The 26151-nt window shown below is 49.3% G+C and carries 23 protein-coding genes and 2 tRNA genes (1 of these 25 cut by a window edge); 14 read left to right on the top strand and 11 right to left on the bottom strand.

What is annotated here, in order from left to right:
• Positions 1-19, top strand: a tRNA-Leu gene (locus FEK50_RS24155); it begins 111 nt to the left of the window's first position.
• Positions 20-52: 33 nt separating this feature from the next.
• A tRNA-Leu gene (locus FEK50_RS04020) sits at positions 53-139 on the top strand.
• 27 nt (positions 140-166) lie between these two features.
• Here the strand turns inward: FEK50_RS04020 and FEK50_RS04015 are convergent.
• The gene (locus tag FEK50_RS04015) at positions 167-403 is read right to left on the bottom strand and encodes a DUF1435 domain-containing protein (RefSeq protein ID WP_130204766.1); all 237 of its coding nucleotides are present in this window, start codon (positions 401-403) and stop codon (positions 167-169) included.
• Between the two features lie 140 nt (positions 404-543).
• Here FEK50_RS04015 and fhuF point away from each other — a divergent pair, with 140 nt between their 5' ends.
• Positions 544-1332: a siderophore-iron reductase FhuF gene (gene fhuF / locus FEK50_RS04010; protein WP_130204764.1), complete on the top strand. Its 789-nt coding sequence runs from the start codon at positions 544-546 to the stop codon at positions 1330-1332.
• A gap of 37 nt (positions 1333-1369) precedes the next feature.
• Here fhuF and bglJ read toward each other — a convergent pair whose 3' ends face one another.
• Together bglJ and FEK50_RS04000 are read right to left on the bottom strand one after the other, a co-directional pair.
• Positions 1370-2047, bottom strand: coding sequence for a DNA-binding transcriptional activator BglJ (gene bglJ / locus FEK50_RS04005; protein ID WP_130204762.1), 678 nt, complete (start codon positions 2045-2047; stop codon positions 1370-1372).
• On the bottom strand, positions 2005-2730 hold the full coding sequence (locus FEK50_RS04000; RefSeq protein ID WP_130204760.1) for a response regulator transcription factor: 726 nt from the start codon (positions 2728-2730) through the stop codon (positions 2005-2007). Before FEK50_RS04000 ends, bglJ begins: the two co-directional genes overlap by 43 nt.
• A gap of 618 nt (positions 2731-3348) precedes the next feature.
• Here FEK50_RS04000 and FEK50_RS03995 point away from each other — a divergent pair.
• From FEK50_RS03995 to opgB, 6 genes are all read left to right on the top strand, one after another.
• Complete coding sequence (locus tag FEK50_RS03995; RefSeq protein ID WP_130204758.1) at positions 3349-4119, top strand: threonine/serine exporter ThrE family protein; 771 nt, start codon at positions 3349-3351, stop codon at positions 4117-4119.
• A complete protein-coding gene (locus tag FEK50_RS03990) occupies positions 4110-4583 on the top strand; it encodes a threonine/serine exporter (protein WP_130204757.1) in 474 nt (157 codons plus the stop codon). The genes FEK50_RS03995 and FEK50_RS03990 overlap by 10 nt, the downstream gene beginning before the upstream one ends.
• Positions 4584-4689: 106 nt before the next feature.
• Entirely contained in the window at positions 4690-5229 is a 540-nt protein-coding gene (dnaT, locus tag FEK50_RS03985) for a primosomal protein DnaT (protein ID WP_130259582.1), read from the top strand.
• A gap of 2 nt (positions 5230-5231) precedes the next feature.
• Complete coding sequence (gene dnaC / locus FEK50_RS03980; protein WP_130204755.1) at positions 5232-5969, top strand: DNA replication protein DnaC; 738 nt, start codon at positions 5232-5234, stop codon at positions 5967-5969.
• Between the two features lie 48 nt (positions 5970-6017).
• A complete protein-coding gene (yjjA, locus tag FEK50_RS03975; RefSeq protein ID WP_131161390.1) occupies positions 6018-6512 on the top strand; it encodes a DUF2501 domain-containing protein YjjA in 495 nt (164 codons plus the stop codon).
• A 254-nt stretch (positions 6513-6766) separates the two neighbouring features.
• The gene (gene opgB, locus FEK50_RS03970) at positions 6767-9058 is read left to right on the top strand and encodes a phosphatidylglycerol--membrane-oligosaccharide glycerophosphotransferase (RefSeq protein WP_131161284.1); all 2292 of its coding nucleotides are present in this window, start codon (positions 6767-6769) and stop codon (positions 9056-9058) included.
• Between the two features lie 166 nt (positions 9059-9224).
• Here the strand turns inward: opgB and lgoD are convergent, their stop codons facing one another.
• The gene (gene lgoD / locus FEK50_RS03965) at positions 9225-10241 is read right to left on the bottom strand and encodes an L-galactonate oxidoreductase (RefSeq protein ID WP_131161285.1); all 1017 of its coding nucleotides are present in this window, start codon (positions 10239-10241) and stop codon (positions 9225-9227) included.
• A 137-nt stretch (positions 10242-10378) separates the two neighbouring features.
• Between lgoD and FEK50_RS03960 the strand changes: the two genes are divergently transcribed.
• The 3 genes from FEK50_RS03960 (at position 10379) to FEK50_RS03950 (ending at position 14233) form a co-directional block, all read left to right on the top strand.
• Positions 10379-11284: a GntR family transcriptional regulator gene (locus FEK50_RS03960; RefSeq protein ID WP_135524473.1), complete on the top strand. Its 906-nt coding sequence runs from the start codon at positions 10379-10381 to the stop codon at positions 11282-11284.
• A 149-nt stretch (positions 11285-11433) separates the two neighbouring features.
• Positions 11434-12744, top strand: coding sequence for an enolase C-terminal domain-like protein (locus FEK50_RS03955; protein ID WP_131161286.1), 1311 nt, complete (start codon positions 11434-11436; stop codon positions 12742-12744).
• Between the two features lie 118 nt (positions 12745-12862).
• Positions 12863-14233, top strand: coding sequence for an MFS transporter (locus tag FEK50_RS03950; protein ID WP_130204750.1), 1371 nt, complete (start codon positions 12863-12865; stop codon positions 14231-14233).
• Positions 14234-14291: 58 nt separating this feature from the next.
• Here FEK50_RS03950 and tsr read toward each other — a convergent pair whose 3' ends face one another.
• Positions 14292-15956, bottom strand: a complete 1665-nt coding sequence (gene tsr / locus FEK50_RS03945; protein ID WP_131161287.1) for a methyl-accepting chemotaxis protein — start codon at positions 15954-15956, stop codon at positions 14292-14294.
• Positions 15957-16137: 181 nt separating this feature from the next.
• On the opposite strand from tsr, the gene FEK50_RS03940 reads away from it, so the two are divergent.
• Entirely contained in the window at positions 16138-17001 is an 864-nt protein-coding gene (locus FEK50_RS03940; protein WP_064530245.1) for a MurR/RpiR family transcriptional regulator, read from the top strand.
• Positions 17002-17010: 9 nt separating this feature from the next.
• On the opposite strand, the gene FEK50_RS03935 is transcribed toward FEK50_RS03940, so the two are convergent.
• The 3 genes from FEK50_RS03935 to FEK50_RS03925 all read right to left on the bottom strand — a co-directional run bounded on the left by FEK50_RS03935 (position 17011) and on the right by FEK50_RS03925 (position 20424).
• A complete protein-coding gene (locus FEK50_RS03935) occupies positions 17011-18480 on the bottom strand; it encodes a sodium:solute symporter family protein (RefSeq protein WP_130259575.1) in 1470 nt (489 codons plus the stop codon).
• Positions 18481-18582: 102 nt separating this feature from the next.
• Positions 18583-18972, bottom strand: coding sequence for a RidA family protein (locus FEK50_RS03930; protein ID WP_000023754.1), 390 nt, complete (start codon positions 18970-18972; stop codon positions 18583-18585).
• Positions 18973-18981: 9 nt separating this feature from the next.
• Positions 18982-20424, bottom strand: coding sequence for a D-aminoacylase (locus FEK50_RS03925; RefSeq protein WP_131161288.1), 1443 nt, complete (start codon positions 20422-20424; stop codon positions 18982-18984).
• 200 nt (positions 20425-20624) lie between these two features.
• On the opposite strand from FEK50_RS03925, the gene FEK50_RS03915 reads away from it, so the two are divergent.
• A complete protein-coding gene (locus FEK50_RS03915) occupies positions 20625-21845 on the top strand; it encodes an amino acid deaminase (RefSeq protein ID WP_131161289.1) in 1221 nt (406 codons plus the stop codon).
• Positions 21846-21903: 58 nt separating this feature from the next.
• Here FEK50_RS03915 and FEK50_RS03910 read toward each other — a convergent pair whose 3' ends face one another.
• The 3 genes from FEK50_RS03910 to FEK50_RS03900 are packed head-to-tail and all read right to left on the bottom strand — an operon-like array spanning position 21904 to position 26149.
• Positions 21904-22914, bottom strand: coding sequence for an Ldh family oxidoreductase (locus FEK50_RS03910; RefSeq protein WP_131161290.1), 1011 nt, complete (start codon positions 22912-22914; stop codon positions 21904-21906).
• A gap of 11 nt (positions 22915-22925) precedes the next feature.
• Entirely contained in the window at positions 22926-24527 is a 1602-nt protein-coding gene (locus tag FEK50_RS03905; protein ID WP_130204740.1) for an APC family permease, read from the bottom strand.
• 11 nt (positions 24528-24538) lie between these two features.
• Positions 24539-26149, bottom strand: a complete 1611-nt coding sequence (locus FEK50_RS03900) for an aldehyde dehydrogenase (NADP(+)) (protein WP_131161291.1) — start codon at positions 26147-26149, stop codon at positions 24539-24541.
• Positions 26150-26151: the final 2 nt, after the last annotated feature.

Below are 26151 nucleotides of genomic sequence, written 5' to 3'. Positions count from 1 at the left end.
AGTCCCCCCCCTCGCACCAAACGAGGCGATATCAAAAAAGTAAGATGACTGTGCGAAGGTGGCGGAATTGGTAGACGCGCTAGCTTCAGGTGTTAGTGTCCTTACGGACGTGGGGGTTCAAGTCCCCCCCCTCGCACCAATTATCTTTACTTCCTTCCCTGTTTTATCATCCCTGATTCCCGTTCATTATCATCAGCATAACGCCAGAAATAAGCGCCAGGCACGATGGTAGCAAAACGTAATGCCGTAATTGTTTGTGATACAGCATCACCGGCGTCAATACTAATCCCATCAGAATCACAATCCGCCACTGATCCGGCGATAAATCAGCATATGTCAGCCCTGCAATCAGTAATCCCGGCAGCAACACTCCCCAGCCACTGCCCAGCATACGTTGCAACATGGTTTGATCTCTTTTATTGATAATGATAACCAATATCATATGATAATTTTTATCATTTGCAACCCAGAGAAATCCCTTGCTATCGGGTAAACCTATCGCTAGGATTAGCAATCATTATCATTTAGATTACTATCACGATTATGGCCTATCGTTCCGCACCGCTCTATGAAGATGTTATCTGGCGAACGCATCTCAAGCCGCAAGATCCCACGCTTGCACAAGCGGTTCGCGCGACGATCGCCGAACATCGTGAACATTTGCTGGAGTTTATCCGTCTGGATGAACCCGCCCCGCTTAGTGCCATGACGCTGGCGCAATGGTCCTCTCCCAATGCGCTAAGTTCTCTACTGGCGGTCTACTCCGATCATATTTACCGCAATCAACCAATGATGATCCGCGAGAACAAACCGCTAATCTCACTGTGGGCGCAATGGTATATCGGCCTGATGGTGCCGCCATTAATGCTGGCGCTGCTGACGCAGGATAAAGCGTTAGATCTTTCCCCGGAACATTTCCACGTTGAGTTTCACGAAACCGGACGCGCCGCCTGTTTCTGGGTCGATGTGTGTGAAGATAAAAACGCAACATCACATTCGCCACAGCAGCGAATGGAAACGTTAATCAGCCAGGCGCTGGTTCCGGTTGTGCAGGCATTAGAAGCGACAGGTGAAATTAACGGCAAACTTATCTGGAGTAATACCGGTTATTTGATTAACTGGTATCTGACCGAGATGAAGCAGTTGCTTGGCGAGGCGTTAGTTGAATCGCTCCGCCATGCCCTGTTCTTTGAGAAAACGCTCTCCAGCGGCGAAGATAATCCATTGTGGCGCACAGTCGTGCTGCGCGACGGCCTGCTGGTGCGCCGCACCTGTTGCCAGCGTTATCGCTTACCGGATGTGCAACAGTGTGGGGATTGCACGCTGAAATAAGCACACTGCCGGGAGGATAAACCCGGCATTAAGTAGATTAATATGGATGCAACACATTACTTGTTTCTGAAATCCGCATACATAACAGAATATCTGCCGCCTCAAGCAATCCGGCATCAGAACTGACACCCAGTTTCGACATCACATTAAATTTATGCGCGCGGATCGTTTTTATATTCCGTTTAAGCTGTTCAGCAATTTGCGTCATTGAGTAGCCACGCGACATAAACCGTAATATTTCCCTCTCCGTCGGGCTCAGCGTCCGGCTTTGATTAATATACCACTGGTTGTTCAGTCGATCGGTCGCCTGACGCACGCCATTTAATGACAGAAACAGCTCCTGGTGAAAAACATCCAGTGTTGATGCTTTACTTAACACACCATCCAAAGGAGAAGGCGATAATGAGCCAATCAATCGCGCTTCAATATCATCATCCGCAATAACCAAACGCCGGGTACGTGGAAATTTGATTGCCAGCTCAGTCAGACAAGATAATCCCTCCCTGCGCTCAGTTCTCATGGCAGAAAAAGAAAAAATGACCGCCGCAAATGAAACCCGCGACATAGCATCCTGAAAAGCCTCCTGGCTGGTGTACGTATAGAGTTTATAAGGATTACCCGCAAACTTTCTGAATAAACTCTCAATACCGATACTGCTCATGACGCACTTTTCTATGAGTGCGACATTTCTCTTCTTAATTCGGTTGTGTTCCATTCCGCGGCATCTCCATAAACAGAAGGCAAGTTAAGTTCCCTTGCCCCCTGTGCGCTATTAATCCATGCATACATCTCAGCGTTACTGTGAATTGCCAGCCGACGCATCGCACTGTTTTTTTGTGCGCTGATGGTTTTATTGCTTTTCTTAAGCAATGAAGCTATTTGGTTGATGCCCCATCCTTTACCTAACAGCCGCAGTACCTTGCGTTCAGAAAGGGTAAGAATCACGGTGCGATAACCAACTTCCTGAATTTCCGGCATTGCAGGCGAAGTCAGCATGGCGCTGATGCGATCTGCATGGACATTGCCGGAACGAACGGTCTTGACCAGATTCTCAATAGGCTCGATATCGGACAGTAACGTCGCAGTTGGACACATAAGCAGCTCCACCGCCTGAGAGTACCAGGCTCGCGAAACCATGAAAACCCAATGAATTTCCCGGTATTGTGAGATCAATGAATAGTAATGTTCACAAACAGAACGCGGATCTTCTGTTTGTCCGGCTAAATCGGCAATAACTAACCCAGCACGACGTAATTGTAATATGGTCAGCTCCTCCGCAGAGGTGCTACTCGTTATATCGTATTCAGGGAGATGGGTCCTCATGACCTCTTTTAACCCTGCCTGCATAACGGGTATTTTACTGATAACAATTCCATTTTTGCAGCATCCTGGCAACATATATCCTCCATATCCACTGTCTATAAATTATGATGGTTTATTCAGGATATTCACCCTTCAAATGATTCCAACAAATTAATAGATTGAGCGAATAATTTATCCTTAGCATTCACTTCATATCAGTTTACCCCAGCCACACAAAAAATCCTTTGTATGTTTAAGGAGACTAGCATCAAATAATAACCTGGAAAAATACCTCTGACACATTTAAAATATCTAAATTATGTTGTTAGAAATACTTAATCAAAACCCTCAAAATCAATCAGTTTAAGATATCATTTAAAATAACGAATAAAAGTTAAATGAAAATCCTTTAGCCAGAATATCAAGAAAAAAATCAATAAAAACTGAAGGATATTTCTTACCCTGTTCCGAAAAAAATGATTTCATCAGCCATTACTCAAACGCGTAAAAACAAAACGATAAATTCATTTTAATGATAATATTCATGAAATTATTTATTCCACTCAAAACTTGCATCGCTTCCCTTCAGCGAACTCATCACCGCAACCAGGATTAATCAGCGCAATTTTGATCTTAACCAACGTCAAAACAGCCATGCTTCGTGATACAAAAGGGTTCAAAAATACGCAACGCGTCTATGACAAAGGGCGAGTTATGCAAACAGAGCAACAGCGAGCCGTTACACGGCTATGTATCCAGTGCGGATTATTTCTTTTACAACATGGTGCGGAAAGTGCGTTGGTTGATGAGCTTTCCTCACGACTGGGTCGGGCGTTAGGGATGGACTGCGTCGAAAGTTCTATCTCTTCGAACGCCATAGTGCTGACCACCATTAAAGATGGTCAATGTCTGACATCTACGCGCAAAAACCACGATCGCGGCATTAATATGCATGTGGTTACTGAGGTACAACACATTGTGATTCTGGCGGAACATAAGCTGCTGGATTACAAAGGTGTTGAGAAACGTTTTAGCCAAATACATCCCCTGCGCTATCCGCGTTGGCTGGTCGCTTTGATGGTGGGACTCTCTTGCGCCTGTTTCTGTAAACTGAATAACGGTGGTTGGGATGGTGCGTTGATTACATTCTTCGCCAGTATGATCGCCATGTATATCCGCCAGCTACTAGCACAACGCCACCTCCATCCACAAATAAACTTTTGCATCACTGCCTTCGCCGCCACCACAATTTCTGGCCTTCTTCTACAACTTCCGACATTCAGTCATACGCCTACTGTGGCAATGGCGGCCAGTGTTCTTTTACTGGTGCCGGGTTTTCCGTTGATAAATGCTGTAGCCGATATGTTTAAAGGTCATATTAATACCGGACTGGCACGCTGGGCGATTGCCAGCCTGCTGACACTGGCAACCTGCGTTGGCGTGGTGATGGCACTCACAATTTGGGGGCTACGCGGATGGGTGTAATCGAATTTCTCTTAGCATTAGCGCAGGATATGATTCTCGCGGCAATCCCAGCAGTCGGCTTTGCGATGGTGTTCAACGTGCCAATCCGGGCATTACGCTGGTGTGCGCTGCTTGGCGCGATGGGTCATGGTTCGCGAATGATTTTAATGACTACTGGACTCAATATTGAGTGGTCGACGTTTATGGCTTCGCTACTGGTCGGCACCATTGGTATTCAGTGGTCGCGCTGGTATCTGGCGCACCCGAAAGTCTTTACCGTGGCGGCTGTCATTCCGATGTTCCCGGGCATCCCGGCGTATACTGCAATGATTTCAGCGGTAAAAATCAGTCAGTTAGGTTACAGCGAGCCGTTAATGATTACCCTGTTAACTAACTTTCTTACCGCTTCATCAATTGTTGGCGCGTTATCCATCGGTCTTTCCGTTCCTGGATTGTGGTTGTACCGCAAGCGCCCCCGCGTATAAAATTGCCTCGCTTAAAGCACATGGATGAGAGGCTGCCTGGCCTCATCCGTGTGTTACTATAAAAGTAATCTCCCTTCTCGTTCATCGTTCCATATTGAGAAACAGTATGTCCTCCAGAGTTTTGACCCCGGACGTCGTTGGTATTGACGCCCTGGTACACGATCACCAAACCGTTCTGGCAAAAGCAGAAGGCGGCATGGTTGCCGTATTTGCCAACAATGCCCCGGCGTTTTATGCCGTTACGCCCGCGCGTCTTGCTGAACTGCTGGCGTTGGAAGAAAAACTGACGCGTCCGGGAAGTGACGTGGCCCTGGACGATCAACTCTATCAGGAACCGCAAGCCGCCCCCGTTGCCGTACCCATGGGTAAATTCGCCATGTACCCAGACTGGCAACCCGATACCGACTTTATCCGTCAGGCGGCATTATGGGGCGTGGCGCTAAAAGAGCCGGTAACCGCCGAAGAACTGGCGTCATTTATTTCTTATTGGCAGGCGGAAGGCAAAGTCTTCCATCATGTGCAGTGGCAACAAAAACTGGCGCGCAGCCTGCAAATAGGTCGTGCCAGCAATGGCGGATTAACGAAACGAGATGTGAACACAGTCAGTGAACCTGACAGCCAAATTCCACCGGGATTCAGAGGGTAACGATGAAAAACGTTGGCGACCTGATGCAACGTCTGCAAAAAATGATGCCAGCCCATATCAAACCCGCCTTCAAAACGGGTGAAGAACTTCTGGCGTGGCAGAAAGAACAAGGGGCGCTCCGTGCCGCCGCTCTTGAGCGCGAGAATCGGGCGATGAAAATGCAGCGTACCTTTAACCGCTCTGGCATTCGTCCACTGCATCAAAACTGCTCCTTTGAGAACTATCGTGTTGAGTGCGAAGGGCAGATGAATGCGTTGAGCAAAGCGCGCCAGTATGTCGAAGAGTTCGACGGCAACATCGCCAGCTTTATCTTTTCTGGCAAGCCTGGAACTGGCAAAAACCATCTGGCGGCGGCAATCTGCAACGAACTGCTGCTACGCGGTAAATCCGTATTGATCATCACCGTGGCCGATATTATGTCGGCGATGAAAGATACCTTCAGAAATAGCGGTACCAGCGAAGAACAACTGCTTAATGATCTGAGCAACGTTGATCTGCTGGTGATCGATGAGATCGGCGTGCAGACCGAATCGAAATACGAGAAAGTGATCATCAACCAGATCGTCGATCGCCGCTCTTCTTCCAAACGCCCGACCGGGATGCTGACCAACAGCAATATGGACGAGATGACCAAGTTACTGGGCGAACGCGTTATGGATCGTATGCGCCTGGGTAACAGTCTGTGGGTTATTTTTAACTGGGAAAGCTATCGTAGCCGGGTAACGGGTAAAGAGTATTAATCCTCCTTTCCGGCGCTATACTGCGACACAATTCCACCTTGAGTAATGATGATGAAAACTATTAAACACCTTCTGTGCTGTGCAATTGCCACCAGCGCATTAATTTCCACCGGGGTGCATGCCGCGTCCTGGAAAGATGCGCTTTCCAGCGCCGCCAGCGAACTTGGCAACCAAAACAGCACCACACAGGAAGGCGGTTGGTCGCTCGCCTCATTAACTAACCTGCTTGGTAGTGGCAACCAGGCGTTAAGCGCAGAGAACATGAACAATGCCGCAGGCATTTTGCAATACTGCGCGAAGCAAAAACTGGCTTCAGTTACCGACGCGGAAAACATCAAAAATCAGGTCCTGGAGAAGCTGGGCCTGAACAGCGAAGAGCAGAAAGAAGATACCAACTATCTGGATGGCATTCAGGGTTTGCTAAAAACCAAAGATGGTCAGCAGCTTAATCTGGACAACATCGGTACGACGCCTCTGGCTGAAAAGGTAAAAACCAAAGCCTGCGATCTGGTGTTAAAGCAAGGTCTGAACTTTATTTCCTGATCCGCATAGCGCCGCGTTTTAGCTATTAACAAACTAACGCGGCCCTTCCCCGCTCTTTTCCCTGTTTCTGGACGTCTTTCCCTCTGTTACACGGGAAGCTTTCTTGCGCAAAAAAGTCTGTTTATAAACTAATTCCTAACAACATCGCATTTTTTTGACACTAGAATTGCAGCTATATGGCAGCACCATTACATTGTGTTTCTCAAAAAATCTTAAACATCGGCTAACCGGCCTGTTTTAGTGAGGATCGCCCGTTGTCAGAACTATTCTCTTTCGCCCTATTTCTCGCCTCTGTGCTGATCTACGCATGGAAAGCGGGACGTAACACCTGGTGGTTTGCCGCCACGTTAACGGTACTGGGGTTATTTGTCGTTTTAAACATTACCCTGTTTGCCAGTGACTATTTTACTGGCGACGGCATTAACGACGCGGTGCTCTATACCTTAACTAACAGCCTGACCGGTGCTGGCGTCAGCAAGTATATCCTGCCGGGAGTGGGTATCGTGCTGGCACTGGCGGTAGTTTTCGGCGCTCTGGGCTGGATCCTACGCCGACGCCGTCATCATCCTCACCATTTTGGCTACAGCCTGCTGGCACTCTTACTGGCGCTGGGTTCTGTGGACGCCAGCCCGGCGTTTCGCCAGATAACGGAGCTGGTAAAATCCCAGTCACGCGACGGCGATCCTGACTTTGCTGCTTATTATAAAGAACCGTCGAAAACCATCCCTGCCCCCAAACTTAACCTGGTTTATATCTATGGTGAGAGTCTGGAGCGGACCTATTTTGATAACGACGCTTTTCCAGACCTCACTCCCGAACTGGGCGCACTGAAAAATGAAGGGCTGGATTTCAGCCATACTCAGCAACTGCCAGGAACGGATTACACTATCGCGGGCATGGTGGCGTCTCAGTGCGGGATTCCACTGTTTGCCCCGTTTGAAGGTAACGCCTCTGCCTCGGTTTCCAGCTTCTTCCCGCAGAACATCTGTCTTGGCGATATCCTGAAAAACTCAGGTTATCAGAACTATTTTGTGCAAGGGGCTAACCTGCGTTTTGCGGGTAAAGATGTGTTCCTGAAATCACACGGCTTCGACCATTTGTATGGTGCAGAAGAGCTGAAAAGTGTGGTGGCGGATCCGCATTATCGCAACGACTGGGGATTCTACGACGATACCGTGCTGGATGAAGCGTGGAAAAAGTTTGAAGAGCTTTCCCGCTCTGGTCAGCGATTCTCACTGTTTACTCTGACGGTTGATACCCATCACCCGGATGGTTTTATCTCTCGCACCTGCAACCGCAAAAAATATGATTTTGACGGTAAGCCGAATCAGTCATTCAGCGCGGTAAGTTGCAGCCAGGAGAACATCGCGACGTTTATCAATAAAATCAAAGCGTCACCGTGGTTTAAAGATACCGTCATCGTCGTCTCATCTGACCATTTAGCGATGAACAACACGGCGTGGAAATACCTTAATAAACAGGATCGTAACAACCTGTTTTTCGTCATTCGTGGCGACAAGCCACAGCAAGAGACGCTGGCGGTGAAGCGCAACACCATGGACAACGGCGCTACAGTGCTGGATATTCTTGGTGGCGATAACTTTATCGGCCTTGGGCGTAGTAGCCTCTCTGGTCAATCCATGTCGGAAGTGTTCCTCAACATTAAAGAGAAAGTGCTGGCGTGGAAGCCCGATATCATTCGTCTGTGGAAATTCCCCACCGAGATGAAAGAGTTCACCATCGATCAGAATAAAAACATGATCGCCTTCTCGGATACCCATTTCCGCCTGCCGCTACTGTTACGCGTGTCGGATAAACGTGTGGAACCACTGCCAGAAAGCGAATATTCTGCACCACTTCGTTTCCAGTTGGCCGATTTCGCGCCGCGCGACAATTTCGTCTGGGTTGATCGCTGCTACAAGATGGCGCAGCTATGGGCGCCAGAGTTGGCTCTCTCCACTGACTGGTGTGTTTCCCAGGGGCAGCTTGGTGGTCAGCAAATTGTTCAACATGTTGATAAAACGACGTGGAAGGGCAAAACCGCATTTAAAGATACCGTCATCGATATGGAACGCTACAAAGGCAATGTCGATACGCTGAAGATTGTCGATAACGATATTCGCTACAAAGCCGACAGTTTCATTTTTAACGTCGCAGGTGCACCGGAAGAAGTGAAACAGTTTAGCGGGATTTCCCGTCCGGAGTCGTGGGGACGCTGGTCCAACGCGCAGCTGGGCGATGAAGTGAAAATCGAGTACAAACATCCTCTGCCGAAGAAATTTGACCTGGTAATCACCGCCAAAGCATACGGTAATAACGCCAGCCGTCCCATTCCGGTACGCGTAGGCAACGAAGAACAAACCATCGTGCTGGACAATGAAGTGACCACCACCACGCTGCATTTCGAGAATCCAACCGATGCCGACACGCTGGTAATTGTTCCGCCAGAACCTGTCTCAACCAACGAAGGGAATATTCTCGGCCATTCGCCGCGTAAGCTCGGCATTGGTATGGTGGAAATCAAAGTGGTGGCGCGTGAAGGGTAATCACTGACTGATTTGTAGGTTAGATAAGACGCGCAAGCGTCGCATCCAACATTGAGTACATAATGCCGGATGCGACGAAAACGCCTTCTCCGACCTACAAAACATTATTGAAAACAGAAAAAACAGCGCCCAACATTTCCCCGGGCGCTGCATGGCAACTCGATTATCAGAAAGTAATTACGCCCTTAATCAACTCACGATTGTTAATCACATCGCGCTCATAGATTTCTGCCAGCGTGGCGAACGGATAGCGATGGGTTAACATCATGTCGGCAGTAATTTTCCCTTCCGCCATCAGCCGCCCGACTTTCGCAAAATCTTCCGGCGTGGCATTTCGGCTACCCATCATCGTCGTTTCTTTTTTATGGAATTCCGGATCGGAGAACTGCAACTCGCCTTTAAACAGACCGACAAATACCACCGTGCCGCCGTGACGAATCAGATTCACGGTGTTATTCATCGCATGTTGATTACCTGTCGCGTCGATCACTTTCTGCGCCAGCGAACCACCAAACTGCGCTCGCAGCTGCGCGTCAAAATCTTCGGCTGATGGGTCCAGCACGGGCAACTCCAGACGCCTTGCCACATGTTCACGGCGCGCCGGACTGGTATCCGCCACCACCACCTGTGCGCCATCGGCTTTAGCGATTGCCGCCGCGCCCAGACCGATTGGCCCCGCCCCGACCACCAGCACCTGCTCGCCGGGAGCAATGGCTGCGCGACGCACCGCATGAGCGCTAATAGCGAAAGGTTCAATCAATGCTGCCGCCTGCGGGTCAATACCGTCTGCGGGCAAAATGTTCGCCACCGGCACGCTCAAATACTCACTAAAACCGCCATCCTGATGCACGCCAATGACTGAAATTTTTTCACAGCAATTGGTACGACCGCTTTTACACGCCGGGCATTGCTGACAGGCAACATAAGGGATCACAGCAACTTGCTGACCATTTTTAAGATCAGCAATATTTTTACCCAGCCCAACAATCTCCCCACATATTTCATGGCCTAAAACGCGTGGATAACTAAAAAATGGTTGATTTCCACCCCAGGCATGAATATCGGCACCATAAATTCCGACGGTTTTAATTAATGCTTCATTGTCTCCCGGAATAGGTATCTCGTGTTGTTTCCAGATTAATTCTTCCGGCTGTTGGAAAATTAAAACATTCATCGTAGACACGATTCGGCTCTCCATTTTTTGTTGCAATAGATATCAATGAAAATTAAAAATGGCAGCGAAACAGAAAATCTATTTTGTGAAAACACACATATAAAAATGTTTTAATTATGGTTTTAATGGACTCACAAGGAGAAAATATGAGTCGTTCGCAAAATTTACGCCACAATGTGATTAACCAGGTCATTGGTGATATGGCGCGTGGTCATATCCCTTCACCACTACCATCGCAAAGCGCGCTGGCGGAAATGTACAACATCAGTCGCACCACAGTACGGCATATTCTCAGCTACTTACGCGAATGCGGCGTCCTGACACTGGTTGGAAATGACCATGTTATCACGCGCAAACCTGACTACGATGATGGTTTCGCCTGCACTATCGCTTCAATGAGTGAGCAAAACAAAGTGTTTGAGCAGGCTTTTTTCACAATGATAAACCAGCGCCAGTTACGCCCTGGGGAAACTTTTTCTGAACTGCAGCTGGCGCGAGCCGCGTGTGTCAGCCCGGTGGTAGTGAGGGAATACCTTTTAAAATTCGGTCGGTATAATCTTATTCAAAGCGAAAAGCGCGGACAGTGGAGTATGAAGCAATTCGATCAATCCTACGCCGAGCAGTTGTTTGAACTGCGTGAAATGCTCGAAATACATTCACTTGAGCACTTTCTTAACCTGCCTGATCATGATCCCCGCTGGTTGCAGGTGAAAAACATGCTCGTACGTCATCGCCTACTACGAGACAACATCAGCAATAGCTTTCGTATGTTTTCCCAACTGGACAGAGATTTTCACTCCTTACTGCTTTCAGCTGCCGATAATATCTTTTTTGATCAATCGCTTGAGATAATCTCAATCATCTTTCATTTTCACTATCAATGGGACGAAAGCGATCTTAAACAGCGCAATATCATTGCCGTCGATGAGCACATGACCATTCTCAACGCCCTGATTTGCCGCAGTGACCTAGATGCTTTACTTGCATTACGCACACATCTCGATACAGCAAAAAAGTCAATGATTCATTCAGTAAGACAAATTTGCGATTAGATTAAAAACACATTAAATACAGAAAAATGTAAATTGCACCACATTATTATAATCAGTTCACATTTCATTGTGTTGCGCACACATAAACTGAAGACGTCTTTTAGTTTTTATATTTTTTAATAGTAAAAAATATCAATACAGGAGTCAGTATGGCAATTACTATCAAAGATATCAGCGTTAAGGACATTCGTTTTCCAACATCCAGAAATTTGGATGGTTCTGATGCAATGAATGCAATTTCTGATTACTCTGCGACTTATGTTACCTTAATTACCGATTATTCAGATGATTTAAAAGGTTATGGATTAACATTTACGATTGGACGTGGAAATGACTTATGTGTAAGTGCCGTAAAATCATTAGCAGAATTGTTTGTAATAGGACGAACTCTAGAAGATATAACAGAAAACTTTGGGCAGTTTTGGCATGAACTAGTTTCAGGAGACTGTCAGTTGCGTTGGGTAGGTCCAGAGAAAGGAGTTATTCATCTAGCCACCGCTGCAATTATTAATGCACTTTGGGACCTTTGGGCCCGTTCACAAAATAAAACTGTCTGGAAAATGCTGGTAGACATGTCACCAGAAGAAATCGTGCATTGCATTGATTTTACCTACATTATAGATGTATTGACTCCAGAAGAAGCCATTGCATTACTTCGCCGTTCTGAAAAAGGTAAAGCACAGCGTGAAAGAGAAATGCTTGAGGAAGGTTTCCCAGGTTATACAACTGCAGCAGGGTGGCTCGGTTACTCTGAAGAAAAAATGCGACATCTGGCACGCCAGGCTGTTGCTGATGGATGGACTCACCTGAAACAAAAAGTAGGTGCAGATCTCGAGCAGGATATCCACAGGGCGACAATCTTACGTGAAGAACTGGGCTGGGAACGCAAACTCATGATGGATGCTAACCAAACATGGGGGGTTGATCAGGCCATTACTGCAATGAGGAAATTGGCAAAATTTGATCCTTTATGGATTGAAGAACCTACTAGCCCTGATGATATTCTTGGCCATGCTGCAATCAAATCACGCATTGGTAATATTGGTATTGCTACTGGTGAACATGCACATAACAGAGTTATGTTTAAACAATTTTTTCAGGCTAATGCAATGGATTTTTGCCAGTTAGATCCCGCGCGACTTGGTGGTTTAAACGAAGTACTCGCAGTTGTACTTATGGCCGCAAAATTCAATATTCCAGTTTGTCCTCATGGCGGAGGGGTTGGTTTGTGTCAGTATTCACTGAATATTGTTCTTTTTGACTATATCTCAGTCTCAGCAACATTGGAAAATAGAGTTCTCGAGTATGTTGACCATTTACATGAGAATTTTGAAGAACCTTTAGTTATTAAGCAAGGCCGGTATTTCCCTCTTTTACAACCAGGTTATGGTGTACAAATGAAACCAGAAACTTTGGCATGTTACTCATGGCCAGATGGTCGTGAATGGGTCAATCAATAAAAATTAAATATCTAGCAGACGCAAAATGTCTATATTTTTTCATAACAAGAGATTATCCAGTAATACATAAAAATTACTGGATAGCAAAAATGTCCACCGTTTATTCGGAAGCACAATTATGAGTCAAACTGATGATGAAATTGTTGTCAACTCTGCAGTGCGAAAGTCAATAATAAGACTTCTACCTTTCTTAGCTCTTATGTACGTCATGGCTTATCTGGATCGTGCCAACATTGGTTTTGCTAAGGATGCTTTTCAGGTCGACACGGGATTAAGTAACGCTGCTTATGCATTTGGTGCCGGCGTATTTTTCATTGGATATGCGATTTTTGAAGTCCCCAGTAATATATTTTTATACAAAGTGGGGGCTCGCTTGTGGCTTTCACGAATCATGTTCACATGGGGACTTATTTCAGCAGCGATGATGTTCGCCCATACGGAAAAAACATTTATCATTTTGCGTTTTTTCTTGGGTGCTTCGGAAGCAGGATTCATGCCGGGTGTTATGTTATATCTAACATTTTGGTTCCCTCTTAATATACGAGCAAAAGTTGCGGGTTATTTTTGGTTTGGTCCACCGATTGCATTTATTCTTGGTGGCCCTATTTCTGGTGGGTTATTAACCATCCATGATTTATGGGGACTGCATAACTGGCAACTCATGTTTTTAGTCGAAGGATTATTAGCTGCGTTAGTTGGGGTAGTCGCATTTTTCTACCTGGATGATAAGCCGTCCGACAAACGTTGCACTTTCCTCACACCACAAGAAAAAGTAGCTCTCAGTCGCATAATGGAAATGGAGGAAAAAACAAAAATAAGTCACAGCCCTCAGGGTATATTAAAGGCACTTTGCGATCCTCGCGTACTTTATTTATGTCTGATTTGTTTTACGATTCAAGTTGGCTCATACGGCATTGCCTTTTTTCTGCCATCACAAGTAGCAGCATTATCAGGGCAGGGAATTGGCTTTATTGTCGGTGTTTTATCCGGTATTCCATGGTTATGTGCCCTATTTGCGGCATGGTACATTCCTCATCTTTCAACAAAATTGAAAGAACGGCGTTGGATTAGCACTATTACTTTACTACTCGGAGGCTTTGGTGTTGCTTTATCAGGAATGCTTGCGGGAACGCCAATCCTGGCTTTTATCGCATTATGTATTGGATGTGCAGGTTTATTAGCCGTTCAACCTATTTACTGGACTTTCCCAACAAGCTATCTCGGTGGAGCAGCAGCCGCCTCAGGAATAGCTTTGATCAACTCACTTGGAAATCTCGGTGGATTCGTTGCTCCTAACATCCGGGTTTGGGCTGAAAATGTATTTGATTCAAATGTTGCAGGATTGTATTTACTTGGAGGTATAGCAATCATTGGTGCTCTCATGCTTGCGGGAATTTTCCAGATTGGCATCAGGGGCGATCTGGATTCATCAGATACAAAAATCAATAAGACATCACTTACGAATGCAAACGCATCAGCAACAAAATAACTAAATAAACAACACATTGCCCGATAAGTCATCGCTTATCGGGCATTTTTCATGGCGATTAAAACGTTTCCCAGTTATCCCCGCTATCAGCGACGACAATTTTGCGCGACACTACCGGCAACGCTGCGTTTACCACTGGCAAAGCTTCATACTGATGCTGTTGCGTTTGCTGTATACGGAACACCGCTACGGCTTCGGTCAGACGGCTGGCCTGCTCTTCCAGCGCGGCGGCAGCGGCAGCAGACTCTTCCACTAACGCGGCGTTCTGTTGCGTTACCCTATCCATTTCGACAACCGCTAAACCAACCTGATCAATGCCACGGCTTTGCTCATCAGAGGCTGAAGCGATTTCTCCCATAATGTCAGTAACGCGTGTTACGGCGCTGACAATCTCTGTCATGGTTTCCCCGGCACTTTCGACCTGCGTAGATCCGACATCCACTTTACTTACGGAGTCTTCAATCAAGCTTTTAATTTCACGGGCCGCCTGGGCGCTACGCTGCGCCAGGTTACGCACTTCCCCCGCAACTACCGCAAAACCACGCCCTTGCTCGCCCGCGCGCGCCGCTTCAACCGCCGCGTTCAAAGCCAGAATATTGGTCTGGAAGGCAATACCATCGATAACGCTGATAATATCGGCAATCTTCTGCGAACTGGTGGAGATATCGCGCATCGTCTGTACCACGTTATCCACTACCTTGCCACCACGTTGCGCGGTTTCAGAAGCACTTAACGCCAGATGACTGGCCTGACGCGCGTTCTCGGCGTTCTGTTTCACCGTTGCAGTCAGTTGCTCCATGCTGGCCGCCGTCTCTTCCAGTGAAGCCGCTTGCTGCTCAGTACGTGATGAGAGATCGTTATTACCCGTGGCAATTTCGCTGACACCGCTATAAATGGCATTAGCACCGTTACGTACATCTCCGACAGTACGCATCAGTTCACTTTGCATATGGCGCAAACTCTGAGCCAGTTGTCCTACTTCGTTAGAACCATCCACCTCAATGGGTTTTACCAAATCCCCGCCAGCAATATGACAAATGCTTTCGATCAGGCGATTCATTGGTGCTACCAGCGAGGCTTTAATACCAAACCAGACGGACACAATGACGGCTAACACGACGATCAACACGCCCACCAGCACCCACATCGCCTGGTTGTAGGAAGCATTATTATCGCTGACGGCAATATCGTAGAGACGATCGTTTTGCTCCATATAAGCCATATACAGCTTCTCGAAACCGTCCTGATATCCCTGAGTTGGCTGATCAAAGAACTCATTGATTTTGCCTGCGCCTAACAGCTGGATCAGCTCCGCCAGCGCATTGTGGTAAATATCGTAATTACGTTTGATTTCCGCCGCTGCGGCTGTGCTCTGACGCGGGTCACGCGGCAACGCTTCGTAGTCCGCCCAGTTTTTTTCCGCTTGCTTCAGCGAAATACTGGCACTCTGCATCAGCTCGGCGACGGTTGAACCGCTGCCAATATTGTTCTGATCCATCATGTAGCGGATACCCGCGCGGTTGAGAGTGTTACGTGTCTGCAACAACGCGACCCAGCTGCCATTCAGCGTGGATTGCTGCTGACGAATGGTTTGTAAAACGGAGAAATTTTCTTTGTCATTTTTTAAGGCATTAAAGAACAAACCGCCTGATGTCAGTTGTAAAAGGCCAAAAACGGCCAAAACCAGCAATAAGCTGGTCACGATCTTAATACGTTTAAACATGGTTTCTCTTCCCTCCAGACCTGATACTCAGGTTGTCGGCCTGGTGGTAGAAAACTTTATGATCTGGAGCGGTGTTGAGCGTTTTTTTGTCGCTGCGTACTTACATTTTTTATGAGGGTCACACTCTGGAGCAATTTTTATGGTACAAAGTACCAGTTTTTACTGAATCAGTGATACTCCCATGGCTTATAGCATCGATATCATCTCCTGCATTACCGAACGGTTTATGGCGTTAACCGCCACTGAAAAGCGTATCGCACAATTTATTCTTGATGACGTCTCCGCAGCCGTGGAACTGCCAATTGCCGAGCTGGCGCGGTTAACACAAACCAGCCAGGCGTCGGTGACGCGTTTTGCCCGTGCTCTGGGGTGTAAAGATGTCCGCGAGCTGAAAGTCAAACTGGCGCAGTCACTGGCTATCGGGCAGCGGTTTATTCTCGATGTACCGGATCTTGACGGTGTTCAGGGGATCTACGAATCAATTATCAGCGTGCTGGAAACGCATCGTCGCTCACTGGATATGAACGCCATCAGTCAGGCGGTCAGTTGGTTAAGTCAGGCGCGGCAAATTCTTGCATTGGGAACGGGCGGCGGTTCTACCATCTGCTCGCAGGAGATCCAGTACCGTCTGTTCCGCCTGGGATTGCCAGTGGTCAGTCAGAACGACTCACTCATGATGAGAATGATGTGCTCGGCAGTGATGCCGCAGGATGTGGTGATTGTGCTGTCGCTGGGCGGTTATACACCGGAAATCATCGAAAGTGCCGCTATCGCCCGTCAGTATGGCGCGCGTGTTATTGCCATTACGCCAGCACAAACACCGCTGGCAGAACAGGTGGATCTGGTATTGCCGTTGCTGGTTCAGGAAAGTGATTACATTTTTAAGCCCACCCCTTCCCGTTACGCCATGCTCGCGATGATCGATGTGCTGGCAACAGAGCTGGCTATGGCAAATAAAGCGCAGGCGAAAGATCGCCTGCGGCGGATAAAACTGGCACTAGACAGCCACCGGGGTGGCGCTAACCGCCAGCCACTTGGCGATTAGCACTATTGGTTATGCCTCTTCAGGTTTGGTGATCACGACACTCTGGTTTTCACGCTCATTGGTGATAATAGCCAGAGCTTCTTCCCGGCTGATCTCGCTTGCTGGCGTTACCAGCGTCACCAGTACGCCAGCGACCAGGCTTCCCAGCACTGACGGAATACATGGGTTACCCCAGTAAGCCAGCCAGTCGGCATTCATCAGCACCACAATTGACATCACCATACCGCTCACTAACGCCGCCAGCGCGCCCTGCCAGTTAAAACGTAGCCAGAAGCGACCGAGAATCGAGCAGATAAACAGCCCGGACATCAGCATCGAAATCATTTTGGTAATGTAGCTGATGATGTCGTTAGAGGTCAGAGCAAAGACCAGCGCCAGGCCAATAACAAAGGTCAGCATCCAGCGTGAGTAAGTGATTGCCTTGTTCTCCGGCGGCATTCTGCCGGTAACCATGGTGTAGACGTCGCGCATCATAATCGCCACCGCAGCGATGGCATCAGAGCTGGCAGAAGACATGGTGGCTGAAAGCCCGGCAATCAGTACCACCAGGCCAAGCAATGGCGGCAGAAAACTGGTGGCGAACAAGAAGGCATAGTTACTGTTTTCCAGATTCGGGTTCATGGTGAACGCCGCCATGCCGATAATGGCAGGCAGAATCGAGAAGAACAGATACAACACGCCAGTAATAACAAACGAACGGCGTACAGAGGGAACATCTTTACCCGAGTAAATACGCTGGCGATAAGACGGTGTTGCCAGCACACCTACGCCAATAACCAGCGCCAGCGAAAGCGCAGGTAACACGCCCATTTTATCAATCGCAAACAGGCTCATCGCTTTTGGGTCCATCGCCTGTTCAATCGCACTCCAGCCGCCAACGTGAACAACGGCGAGAATAGCCATCAAAATAAAACCAAAGAACAAAATTAAGGCCTGAATGGTGTCTGTCCACACTACCGCCGAATAACCGCCGATAATAACGTAAATCGCAAAAGCTAAGGCGATAATTAATTTTGCTACAGTAAGATCAATACCTGTTGCCCAGGCAAGATACATACTGCCACCTAAAATATGCGCGCCCAGCCAGCCAATAGAGGCAATAAATATCATTAGACCGACAATGTTTTTAATTAAATGACTCCCGCCAGTATAATAAGAGAGTTCTTCACTCATGGTCATAAAACGTAATTTACGTACCGGAGCAAACAGCCACGCCACCAGCAATATACCTACGGCCCCACCGACGCCATAAAGCATTCCGGCCCAGCCATTACTGTAGCCAAAGCCCACTGCGCCCATACTGGAACCCGTGCCAACCATCGTGGCAACGGTTGAGCCCAGCGTCAGAAACAGCGGCAGCGAACGCCCGCCCAGCAGAAAATCTTCTCCGCTTTTCTGATTACGAGAAACGAACCAACCAAGCCAAATCATGGCGATGGCATAAATAATAAAGCCGACTAAAAAGATATGACTGTTCATAATTCACATCCTGCCAGTAGAGAGAAAATAATGTAAGAGTTCCCGGAGTGCTGAATGTATTCAGCACTCAATTGCGGTCTGTTTTTTTAATTCTTAAATTTATTAGCGGGTCGCGTTATAACAGGTCACATCGACTTCGACTTTACAATCGACAACCAGATCAGCCACACAACAAATACGTGCAGGCGGATTTTCGCCAAAAAATTCTCTGAATACTTTATTAAAGGACTGGAAATAGCGGGCGTCGGTCAGGATCACTTTCACGTGAACCACATCCGCCAGGCTATAACCGGCTTCAGTCATGATGTCGACACAGTTTTGGATCGCCAGTCGTGACTGTTCAACGATACCGCCTTCTACCACTTCACCGTTTTTCATGGGTGTTTGCCCGGAGACGTACAGCCAGCCGCCCGCCTCAACCGCCCTGGCAAACGGCAAATGCTGCCCACCAGTGCCTGTTCCACCTTCCGTACCGTAACGTTTAATGCTCATATTCACTCCTTAATGTGAGGTCTGGCGGCGCAGGAAACGGCCCGCACGGCCTGTAATATGTTTATCGCGACCATAGCTCATAACGCCATTTACCATCACCGCTTCAATGCCCTCTGCCGGGCGTTTGGGATCAGAAAAACTGGCAACATCACGAATGGTTTGCGGATCGAACAACACCAGGTCCGCAAAATAGCCGACTTTTACCAGTCCACGCAGGGGCAGACAAAAACGGCTGGCAGAAAGCCCGGTCATTTTGTGGATAGCCGTGGTCAGCGGGAATAAGCCTTCATCACGACAATAGTGACCCAGCACACGAGGGAAAGCGCCCCATAAACGCGGATGCGGCATGGGATCATTAGGCAGGCCGTCAGAGCCAATCATACTGACTGGATAACTCAATACTCGGCGGACGTCGCGCTCGTCCATGTTGTAGTAGATAGCCCCGGCAGGCATTAGCAGCTTCGCGGCCTCCAGCATACTCATCTGCCAGTCGGTGGCGATTTGCGCCAGTGTTTTCCCGGCCTGCTGCGGATGTGTTTGTGACCAGGTGATCACAATATCGAATTCGTCGGTGACTTGTTTGAGATCCAGCGTTGAAGAGCTGGCTGAGTAAGGGTAGACATCGCAGCCAATTTCCTGGTGTTGACGCATTTGGTCAAAAAAGGCCAACGTTTCTTTTGTCCGCCCCCAGTTTTTCGCCCCGGCGCATTTATGGTGGGAAACCACAACAGGCACTTTGCCATGACGCCCAATACGAAACGCCTCATCCAGCGCATCCAGAATCGGTTCGAATTCAGAACGCAGATGAGTGGTATAAACCCCCTTCTCACCGGCTAATTCTTCCGCCAGCGCCATTACCTCTTCGGTAGTCGCCTGAAATGCCGTGGCATAAGCCAGTCCGGAACTTAACCCCAGCGCTCCCTGACTCAACGCCAGACGTAAGTCGGCACGCATAGCGGCAATTTCATCCGCCGTCGCCGGGCGAAACAGGTCGTCCATATGATTATTACGCAGCGCCGTATGACCAATCAGCGTGCCTACGTTCAGTGACGGTCTGGCTGCTTCCACTGCCTGGGCATAGCTTTCAACGGTGGGATAAATAAAGTGCTCCGCTTCCCCCAACAGATTCATCGGGTCAGGGACTTCGCCTTTCATTTTCGCCGACGCTGCACTGATCCCGCAGTTGCCGACAATCACGGTGGTGATCCCCTGGCTGATTTTTGGCAGATATTCCGGGATGCGAATAACGTTGATATCGTCATGGGTATGAACGTCGATAAACCCTGGTGCCAGCACCCGTCCTTCACCGTCAATGACCTGCTGCGCCGTAACGTTAAGCGCAGGGGCTATATCGACAATCCGATCACCTGTTATTGCCACGTCACCGCGAAATTCAGGGCCGCCGCTGCCGTCGATAACCGTCACATTTTTGAATAACCAGTCAACCTGCATGTTCGTCACTCCATTTCTGCAATGGTGATAAGTTAACCATTTACAAGGATGAAAAACAGTGGAAAACTACGCAAAACCCAGATGATTTTCTGATACTTTTATTCACAAATCATAAGATAAATAAACTAAATACCTATATTTCATTTAGTTACAAATGATACTCGCATCCGATACGGTGAAAAACTCAAAAGGTAAATGTTATGAAATACCAATCAGAACCTCTGGTTCCCCATAAATCTGCTCTGATGCAAATGCCCGCAAATATCCTTGCCGAAGATGTTTGTTTACCTACCGCGATCATTAAAAAGCAGGCTCTGGAGAACAACATTATGTGGATGCAACGCTATGCTGACGCGCGCGGCGTTTCGCTGGCACCGCACGGTAAAACCACCATGACGCCGTGGATTTTTCAGGCGCAGCAGGCGGCTGGTGCCTGGGCAATTGGTGTCGGTAGCGCGTGGCAGGCTGGTGCGGCAATGGCGAGCGGTATTCAGCGTGTGCTGATGGTTAACCAGTTGGTCGGCAAGGCGAATATGCAGTTGATTGCCCAGTTGCAACGGCATTACCCGAAAGTCGATTTTATCTGCTGTATCGACAGCATTGAGAACGCCCGCGCTTTGTCTGCCTTTTTTGCCAGCCAGCAACAGACGCTGAACGTGATGATTGAGCTGGGGGTTCCCGGCGGGCGCTGTGGTTGCCGCTCAACGGATGCCGCACCGGCACTGGCTAAACAAGCGGCCCAATTACCAGGGCTACGTCTGCGCGGGCTGGAGTTATATGAAGGTGTTTTACACGGTGACGATCCACAACCGCAGGTAGAAGCGCTGCTGCGCGATGCCGCACAACTGGCTTGTGATATGGCAAGTCTGGTTGATGGCGAGTTTATTCTCACCGGAGCAGGCACGGTCTGGTATGACGTGGTGTGCAATATCTGGCTGGCGGCAGAAAAGCCTGATAACTGCCGGATCGTCATTCGCCCAGGCTGCTACATCACCCATGACGCAGGGATCTACGACATCGCGCAACAGCAATTGATCGCCCGTGATCCAGTGGCTTGCGATCTGGCAGGCGATCTCACATCTGCACTGGAACTGGTCGCCATGGTGCAATCGGTACCGGAGGCCGATCGTGCGGTGGCTAATTTTGGTAAGCGTGATTGCGCCTTCGACGCCGGACTGCCACAACCGGTCGCCCACTACCGCAACGGCAAGCCACTGGCGTTTGATCCTGAGGCTATTCGCAGTGTCGGCATTATGGATCAGCACTGTATGTTGCAACTGTCAGCTAATAGCGACGTGCAGGTGGGGGATATTCTGGTGTTTGGCACTTCCCATCCGTGCCTGACCTTCGACAAATGGAAAACGTTGTTATTGACTGATGACAACTACAACGTACTGGCAGAGCTGGATACGTTGTTTTGATAGCGCAGATGGCGGGATCCTTCCCGCCATTAATTGTATGTATATCCTTTAATATCTATCAGCTACTTAAGGATCGAATATCGTCATAGAGTGATTGGCTGATCTCTACACCCTGTTGCTCACTGCGCAATCGTGCCTGGTAGCGACGTTCTCCCGGCAGGCGCGCGCCCTGTGCCTGCATCTGACTAAACAGTGTTTCCGCCCTTGCCAGATGCCTCCCGGCATCCTCACCAAGAAAACGCTGCGGATCGAGTGCCAGGATCAACTCTCCACCATATGGCAAACCACCTGCACCATTATCCCACGCAAGAGACTCAGCACTGGTCATATCGCCAATCAGTGGCCCCGCAATCAGCTCCACCATCGCTGCCAGTGCCGAACCTTTATGACCGCCGAAGGTTAACATTGCTCCGTCCAGCACAGCTTGTGGATCGGTGGTGGCATTGCCATTACTGTCGATCCCCCAACCTTCAGGAAGTGATTTCCCGGCTCGCTGATGTAACTGAATCTCACCGCGTGCCGCCGCACTGGTCGCCATATCAAAAATAAATGGCGGCTGTTTGTCGCGCGGCCAACCAAACGCGATTGGGTTAGTACCAAAAAGAGGTTTGCGCCCCCCTTTCGGCGCAACCCAGGCATGGCTTGGCGTGGTCGCCAGCGCCACCAGTCCGGCTTCAGTCAGCGGTTCAACATCCGCAAATAAGGCGGAGTAGTGAACACAATGATTAATCGCCAGTGCTGCAATCCCGCACTGACGCGTTTTCTCGATCAGTAACGGCAGTGCCTGCTGATAAGCCAACAGCGAATAGCCACCTTTGGCATCGGCCTTAACGATTGCCGGAGCCTGAGATTCCACTGTCGGCAGAGCATCGGCAGAGACTTTCCCTTTTCGCAGCGTGTCAACAATCCCCAGCAGTCGCCATAAACCGTGCGAGGCACAACCGTCGCGCTCCCCGGCGGTAACGTTGTTTGCAATCACCACCGCATGTTGCTCACTAAATCCGTTACTGATGAGCGCATGATAGGCTAGTGCGTAAGCCTCTGATAATGAGAGGATTACTCTATCCATTTTCTACTCCTTTATTCTTCTTCATCCCCGTTAAAGTTCGCCCGAGGAAGACAGGTGTATGCGCCCCAGTAATAAATTCCCAACGACATCAGCGCGACGACGATAGTATCCCACGGGTGACCTATAATGCCGCTACCGCCAAAACTACCCAACCAGGAAAACAGCATAATCAGGGCATAGAAGGCAATAAGCCACAATGAAGATTTAATCTGCTGCGCCAGGCTGACATGCTGAACAGGCACTTTCGACTTACAAACCACGTAAACCACAAACATTACGATTTGTAGCCCCAGCAGCCAGGAAAGCGTTCCCCAACCAGACCAAAAAACAATCAGCGCGGAAATCATAAAAGAGAGTGGGCCGAGCACCGCAAAACCACGAACGCGGAACGGGCGCGGCATATCTGGTGCATTACGACGCAGCCCGGCAGCTGTAACTGGCGCGATGGCGTAGCTCAGTACCAGAGCCGCAGAAACCACGCTAATCAATTGCTCCCACGACGGGAACGGCAGCGTCCAGAAGATAGATAAACCAAACGTCAGCCACAGTGCCGGACGTGGAATACCTGACTCCTTATCGATATGAGTAAAGGTTTTAAAGAATGTCCCCGCCTTCGCCCAGCCATAGATCACGCGCGGTGTCGCATTCATGTAAATATTGCCAGTGCCGCTGGGAGACACAATAGCATCACATACCACCATAAATGCCAGCCAGCCCATCCCAAGGGTAATGGCGATATCACGATACGGCAGCGAATAGTTCTTACTGATCTCCGCCCAACCCCCACTTAGCGATTCAGTAGGAATACTACCCAAAAAGGCTATCTGCAGCAGAACGTAGATGATGGTCGAGAGAATTACCGAGAGGATCAGCGCAAATGGGATGGTACGTTGCGGATTTTGCGCCTCGCTGGCAACGGAGATAATCGGTGTCAGCCCAAGGTAAGCGAAGATAATCCCACCCGCGCTAATTGCCGCTTCCACTCCTGACATACCAAATGGAGCCATACCCTGTATATGCAGATTCTCCGGTTTGAAGAAGGCAAATAACGTTATTACCACCAGCAACGGCACCAGAAACTTCAGCACACTAATAAAATTGTTCGAGCGGGCGAACGTTTTGACACTGTAGTAGTTCAGGGCAAAAAAGAAGCACAACAGTAAGAACTGCACCACCCAGCCTAACAGCGTCGGGTCACTGCTCCCCGTCTGCGTCAGCGCCGGAAACCAGGCGGCAGCATATTGCCGTGCGGCTACAATCTCAATGGAGATCAGGCTGGAGAAGGCAATCAGGGTAATAAAGCCCAGCAGATAGCCCATCAATTCGCCGTGCGAAAATACCGGGTAACGAATAATACCGCCCGCGCGGGGAAGCGCCGCCCCCAGTTCGCAGTAAATAATCCCCAGTAGCAACACCGCAAAACCGCCAATAACCCAGGAAGCAATCCCGGCTGGGCCAGCGATCGATGCGACATGGCTGGCAGCAAACAGCCAGCCAGAACCAAAAATCGCCCCCAGACCAATAAAGGTCAAGTCGGTGAGCGTTAACTGCTTTTTAAACTTCCCCGACTCAACAACGACGGTTTGCGTGCTTTGGGTAGAAGGAATTGTCATAGTGATGCCCTTCAATGAGTCAACAAGGAGGAAATGGCTTCCCGGGTCCACTGGCCGTTAACCAGGCGCAGCAGGTTTAATGGATTACTGTCCTGCAACGCAGGCGGTAATAGCGCAGCGGGTGCATTTTGCAGGCATACCGGGCGCAGAAAACGAGTAATGGACAGCGTGCCTACGGACGTGCCGCGCGCGTCGGTGGTTGCCGGGAACGGACCACCGTGTACCATGGCATCGCAAACCTCGACGCCGGTGGGATAGCCATTGAACAATACGCGTCCGGCTTTATCAGCCAACAACGGCAATAAACGACCAGCCAGTTGCCGGTCATCCTCATCCGCCTGAAGTGTGGCAGTAAGTTGCCCTTGCAGAGCGTTAATCACCTGCAACAACTCCGCTTCATCAGCGGCTTCAACCACAATCGCGAGCGGCCCGAACACTTCCTCCTGCAACAGAGGATCTTTTTCAAGTACGCTTGCCACCTGAGCCTGATAGAGACGAGCCTCTGCACGTCCGGTCTGATGATTATCGTCCCCCGCCAAACACTGAATTGTCGGATGTCCTGCCAGTTTCTCTACGCTGTGGCGATAGTGCTCAAGCGTGGAGGCGTTCAGCATGAGTTGCGGTGAGGCGGCATTCACTTTCTCAACCAGTTGCTGCAAAAAGTCCGCGTTTTTCTCCCCCTTCAGCAACACAACCAAGCCTGGTTTAGTGCAGAACTGTCCACATCCCAGCGTGAACGACGCGACTAAATCGCGGGCCAGCGTATCGGCACGTACTGATAGCGCCTGCGGCAGAATGAAAAAGGGATTGAGAGCCGACATTTCGGCAAAAACCGGTATCGGCTGTGGACGCTGTTGAGCCAAACGAAAGAGTGCCATGCCACCACGTAATGAGCCGGTAAAACCCACCGCCTGAATTGCGGGATGTTTCACCAGTTCAGCACCGATATCAGTACCGAAAATCATATTGAATACGCCTGCGGGCATGGCGCATTTAGTCACGGCACGAGCGATCGCTGACGCGATAATTTCTGCCGTTGCCATATGCCCAGGATGCGCTTTCACAACTACCGGGCATCCTGCAGCCAGTGCCGCTGCTGTATCACCACCGGCGGTAGAAAAAGCGAGTGGAAAGTTGCTGGCACCAAATACCGCCACCGGCCCGAGAGCCGTTTTATACTGGCGCAAATCCGGTCGAGGCAAAGGCTGACGCTCCGGCAACGCAGTATCAATTCTTACCTCAAACAGATCGCCCCGACGTAATAACCCGGCAAACATGCGCATCTGCCCGCTGGTTCTTGCCCGCTCTCCCTGTAAACGCGCCAGGGGTAACGCCGTCTCCTGATGTGCCGTAGCGAACAGTTCGTCGCCTGCCGCATCAAGTTCATCGGCGATTGTTTCTAAAAAATCGGCACGTTGCCCGGCACTGGTCTGTGAATAGCGCACAAAAGCCTGCTGCGCCGCAATAGCCGCCTGCGCGGCCTCCTCCACGGAGGCCGGGTAAAAACGTTGCCCGGTAGGTTCGCCATCCTGCGCTCGCAGGCTGACCAGCGACGGTTCACCGCTGGCAACACGTTGCCCGGCGATGAACTGTTGCCCGGTGAAAGGGAAAGTTTCAGTCATAG

This window comes from Escherichia sp. E2586, assembly GCF_005781105.1.
Lineage (GTDB): Bacteria > Pseudomonadota > Gammaproteobacteria > Enterobacterales > Enterobacteriaceae > Escherichia.
Note: the sequence above shows the minus strand (reverse complement) of the source record. Positions and strands in the feature narration are given on the sequence as shown.

Coding starts and splice junctions, on each gene's coding strand:
- FEK50_RS04015 (WP_130204766.1), bottom strand. CDS start 403: ATGTTGCAACGTATGCTGGGCAGTGGCTGGGGAGTGTTGCTGCCGGGA.
- fhuF (WP_130204764.1), top strand. CDS start 544: ATGGCCTATCGTTCCGCACCGCTCTATGAAGATGTTATCTGGCGAACG.
- bglJ (WP_130204762.1), bottom strand. CDS start 2,047: ATGGAACACAACCGAATTAAGAAGAGAAATGTCGCACTCATAGAAAAG.
- FEK50_RS04000 (WP_130204760.1), bottom strand. CDS start 2,730: ATGTTGCCAGGATGCTGCAAAAATGGAATTGTTATCAGTAAAATACCC.
- FEK50_RS03995 (WP_130204758.1), top strand. CDS start 3,349: ATGCAAACAGAGCAACAGCGAGCCGTTACACGGCTATGTATCCAGTGC.
- FEK50_RS03990 (WP_130204757.1), top strand. CDS start 4,110: ATGGGTGTAATCGAATTTCTCTTAGCATTAGCGCAGGATATGATTCTC.
- dnaT (WP_130259582.1), top strand. CDS start 4,690: ATGTCCTCCAGAGTTTTGACCCCGGACGTCGTTGGTATTGACGCCCTG.
- dnaC (WP_130204755.1), top strand. CDS start 5,232: ATGAAAAACGTTGGCGACCTGATGCAACGTCTGCAAAAAATGATGCCA.
- yjjA (WP_131161390.1), top strand. CDS start 6,018: ATGATGAAAACTATTAAACACCTTCTGTGCTGTGCAATTGCCACCAGC.
- FEK50_RS03960 (WP_135524473.1), top strand. CDS start 10,379: ATGAGTCGTTCGCAAAATTTACGCCACAATGTGATTAACCAGGTCATT.
- FEK50_RS03955 (WP_131161286.1), top strand. CDS start 11,434: ATGGCAATTACTATCAAAGATATCAGCGTTAAGGACATTCGTTTTCCA.
- FEK50_RS03950 (WP_130204750.1), top strand. CDS start 12,863: ATGAGTCAAACTGATGATGAAATTGTTGTCAACTCTGCAGTGCGAAAG.
- tsr (WP_131161287.1), bottom strand. CDS start 15,956: ATGTTTAAACGTATTAAGATCGTGACCAGCTTATTGCTGGTTTTGGCC.
- FEK50_RS03940 (WP_064530245.1), top strand. CDS start 16,138: ATGGCTTATAGCATCGATATCATCTCCTGCATTACCGAACGGTTTATG.
- FEK50_RS03935 (WP_130259575.1), bottom strand. CDS start 18,480: ATGAACAGTCATATCTTTTTAGTCGGCTTTATTATTTATGCCATCGCC.
- FEK50_RS03930 (WP_000023754.1), bottom strand. CDS start 18,972: ATGAGCATTAAACGTTACGGTACGGAAGGTGGAACAGGCACTGGTGGG.
- FEK50_RS03925 (WP_131161288.1), bottom strand. CDS start 20,424: ATGCAGGTTGACTGGTTATTCAAAAATGTGACGGTTATCGACGGCAGC.
- FEK50_RS03915 (WP_131161289.1), top strand. CDS start 20,625: ATGAAATACCAATCAGAACCTCTGGTTCCCCATAAATCTGCTCTGATG.
- FEK50_RS03910 (WP_131161290.1), bottom strand. CDS start 22,914: ATGGATAGAGTAATCCTCTCATTATCAGAGGCTTACGCACTAGCCTAT.
- FEK50_RS03905 (WP_130204740.1), bottom strand. CDS start 24,527: ATGACAATTCCTTCTACCCAAAGCACGCAAACCGTCGTTGTTGAGTCG.
- FEK50_RS03900 (WP_131161291.1), bottom strand. CDS start 26,149: ATGACTGAAACTTTCCCTTTCACCGGGCAACAGTTCATCGCCGGGCAA.